We start from the raw sequence: 3,069 nt of genomic DNA, 5'->3' as shown, positions 1-3,069 counted from the left end.
TGACTCTAATTTGCTGTTCATTGTTTTTCGTCAACTTTGCTCTCGATCGCTATATCATACATCAATTCAGCAACGCCTAATAAGTCTCATAGCTCTCAAGCGTTGTTGATAATTAGGTAGTTTGTGTGGGGACAAAGACATTAATTCAACAACAACCAGCCAATTACTAGATTAAATCGACCCATGATTCACCCCACAGTCCAATATAAAAAGTGCTATGTCTAGCATATTTTCTGTGACTTTCTGTTTTTCTACCTAGATATTCTTGAACTTGCTTTGACTTAATATCTATCCCTTGGATTATGCTAATGATAGCAAAATTAATAATTTACTCAATCGGTTGCCCGTTAAATTAGTCCTTTCCAAGTTATATCCTCAGCTCTTAAACCCACATTCCGCACCCCAACTGTCACATGGGGTGCGGGCGGGCTGTAAATTTCCTAGGATAGTCTAGCGCGAACCGAGCGATACATTATACCCCAATACGGTTCAGTTAAGAGTTATGCAGTGCTTAAAACAATAAATACAGGAGGATTCATTATTATTCCAGTACCTCTGTGTTTAACTTGTTTAGAGCGAAATTTTGAGACAGGCTTTTTCACAACTCTTGGGTTGTTTCTCTGAACCCTTTGAGGTAGAAGTTGGTCAAGTATCTCCAAAGTCAACCAATTCAAAAAAAGGGAAGTTCCTGTGGTTGTAACCGCTGAAATTTTGGGAGATCGCGACGAATAACTCGTAATGTTCCAGTAAAAGAAAGACGCAATGGTGAAACACCTGCGTTGCTTGCTGAAGAGAAAAATTAATGACCGTACAGCCCAATGTCCTAGTAGTAAGTAGCTAGACAAAATTAATTACATAGTTTTCTCCAAATTATTTCAGGATTTTTTCCACAGAGGTAACAAAAGTTCCCCAACTCTTGTAAGCAGATATAGCCATCCTAAATGATTTTCTATATATAAGTGTACTGATGAATTTTAGGAAAATCAAATTTATGTTCCTTAGTGAAAAACTCAAACAAAAATTTGATAATCTTAAAAGACCTACATAAATACCAATATTTTCTTAAAAAGTTTTTAGCTTGTAACCAAATATCTTCAACGGGATTCTGTTGGGGAGCATTGGGAGCAAATAAAATACAAGTAATTGACCAATCTGACGGTTCTTTATCACGATTTACTGATGATAAAAAATCTCTAAATTCTCCATATTTATGATAACTAGCTCCATCCCAAATCAAGATTATTTTCCGCTATTTATATTTATTTTGTAAGTGTTTTATGAATTTAACTGTCGATTCTCCATTCCCAGATGGATGACTTTGAACGTGAAATTGTTGGCTTTGATAATTGAGAGCACCAAAATAAGTTTGTCGCTCTCTTTCATTAGTAATTGGAATTTCAATTCTCCGATCGGATTGACCCCAAACGTAGCCAGTTATATCGCCATGAAGTAGATGACATTCATCTAAAAACAATACTATTATTTCCCCAGATTCTATGCCTGCCTTGTTTTTAGATAAAACCTTGTTAATTTGTTCCCGCTTTTTTTTTACCAGTTCTTCATCCGATTTTGGATTGACTTTTTGAGTTTTTTTCCAACTAATATTGGCGCGAGCGAAAAGTTCATAATAGCTCTGTTTGGATTTATATATCACACCAAACTCTTGCTATACATAAGTCACTAACTCATCTAAATTCCAATATTTTTTATTCTTTAACCACTCGACTACTACATCAGTTTGTCGCTCTGTCAAATACCCTTTTGAGCCTTTATATCCTAGTTTTAGTCCTTCGAGGCCTTGGGATTTAAAAATTTTTTTCCAATAACCAACAAAGAATTCACTTACACCTAACATTTTGCTGATTTCATGATAAAACTTACCTTCGAGTGCCATCCTGACAGCTATTGCCCGTTTTAGTTCTCTGGCATCGATATTGCTTTTAATGAAAGATTCTAAGTGGGCTATTTCTTTTTCCATATCTTTTTGTGGCAGTTGTAAGTTATTCATTTTTTTATTGTCATAATCAAGTATTGCATATAATTGGAGCCTAATATTGATAATGATTTAGGATTGCTATAAATACTTCATCTTATCATGTTTTAGGTTGAAATTAAGATGCGTTTACCCTGGCATCCGATGCAGGATAAGCGCATTTAATTTCTGTAGTTTAGACTAACTAAAGATGAGAACGGTGGCCCAAGAAAAACTAGAGCCACCGTTAAGGAGAGAATGAGGGTGAAAAATAAAAACCTATTCACTCCTTAAATGAACAGTGAACGATTAAAGGACTTTCGTCAAGAAGCATACGAGTTATTGGTACGAGGCAAGGATGCAACATTCGAGCTCATGGATGCAGTGATGACCACGCCCGAATTCGTCATGTTTGGCCGAATTTTCGCTCAATCCATTATTCAATCGTCAATGGTCAAGCGTTGACGAGGCATTGCAAGACTGTAGGCCAGACCGGAAAAAACTGATGCTGCTGTATCTGGAGCAATTAGAACAGCAAGTACCCGTAGCAGAACATCTGTTAGTGGCAATTGACCACACTGCATGGGGGAGACCAGATGCTAAAACATTAAAAGATAGAACCCATGAATATCAGGGGGGCGTAATTATTGGACAAGGGTACAGTACTATTGCGTGGATACCAGAAGCACAAGGAAGCTGGGCATTACCCCTACTCCATGAAAGAATTAGTAGTGCGTCTTCACCTATACTTCAAGCAGCTTCCCAACTCAAACTTGTCTGTGAACAGAGCGTTAATCGAGTCTTAGCAGTTTTAGATCGAGAATATGGCAATGCAAATTGGGTACTGGCTATAGCAGATATTCAAGCTGATTGTTTAATGAGAGTCCGAAAGAATGGCTGGAAAGTGGTCAGCACCACCAGCCTATAGTGGTCGCGGTAGACCACGTAAGCACGGGCAGAAAATGAGACTCAATGACCCAAGCACATGGCTCATCGCGGATAATGTGATTGAAATTGACAAACATTCACAGTTGGGACAAGTTCGAGTCAGTCAATGGCTTGACTTGCATTTTTATCGTGCCGCTGAACACAGAGTC

4 protein-coding genes and 1 pseudogene are annotated in these 3,069 nt (G+C 37.8%); 1 reads left to right on the top strand and 4 read right to left on the bottom strand.

Annotation, left to right across the window (positions count from 1 at the left end; genetic code table 11):
* Window positions 1–670: 670 nt before the first annotated feature.
* The 4 genes and pseudogenes from QUA45_RS28360 to QUA45_RS29345 all read right to left on the bottom strand — a co-directional run.
* Window positions 671–830, bottom strand: a pseudogene (locus QUA45_RS28360) (IS4 family transposase); the annotation flags it as partial.
* Between the two features lie 119 nt (window positions 831–949).
* Window positions 950–1,237: a hypothetical protein gene (locus QUA45_RS29355; RefSeq protein ID WP_445305357.1), complete on the bottom strand. Its 288-nt coding sequence runs from the start codon at window positions 1,235–1,237 to the stop codon at window positions 950–952.
* A gap of 12 nt (window positions 1,238–1,249) precedes the next feature.
* Complete coding sequence (locus QUA45_RS29350; protein ID WP_445305356.1) at window positions 1,250–1,654, bottom strand: winged helix-turn-helix domain-containing protein; 405 nt, start codon at window positions 1,652–1,654, stop codon at window positions 1,250–1,252.
* Window positions 1,655–1,666: 12 nt separating this feature from the next.
* The gene (locus QUA45_RS29345; RefSeq protein ID WP_445305355.1) at window positions 1,667–2,008 is read right to left on the bottom strand and encodes a helix-turn-helix domain-containing protein; all 342 of its coding nucleotides are present in this window, start codon (window positions 2,006–2,008) and stop codon (window positions 1,667–1,669) included.
* Between the two features lie 469 nt (window positions 2,009–2,477).
* Here QUA45_RS29345 and QUA45_RS28350 point away from each other — a divergent pair, with 469 nt between their 5' ends.
* Entirely contained in the window at window positions 2,478–2,900 is a 423-nt protein-coding gene (locus tag QUA45_RS28350; RefSeq protein ID WP_333223233.1) for a hypothetical protein, read from the top strand.
* Window positions 2,901–3,069: the final 169 nt, after the last annotated feature.

It is taken from the genome of Microcoleus sp. Pol12A5, from assembly GCF_036701435.1.
Classification (GTDB): domain Bacteria; phylum Cyanobacteriota; class Cyanobacteriia; order Cyanobacteriales; family Microcoleaceae; genus Microcoleus.
Note: the sequence above shows the minus strand (reverse complement) of the source record. Positions and strands in the feature narration are given on the sequence as shown.

Bases quoted from the DNA above. Each gene is read 5' to 3' on its own strand.
- QUA45_RS29345 (WP_445305355.1), bottom strand. From the start codon at position 2,008: ATGAATAACTTACAACTGCCACAAAAAGATATGGAAAAAGAAATAGCC.
- QUA45_RS28350 (WP_333223233.1), top strand. From the start codon at position 2,478: ATGCTGCTGTATCTGGAGCAATTAGAACAGCAAGTACCCGTAGCAGAA.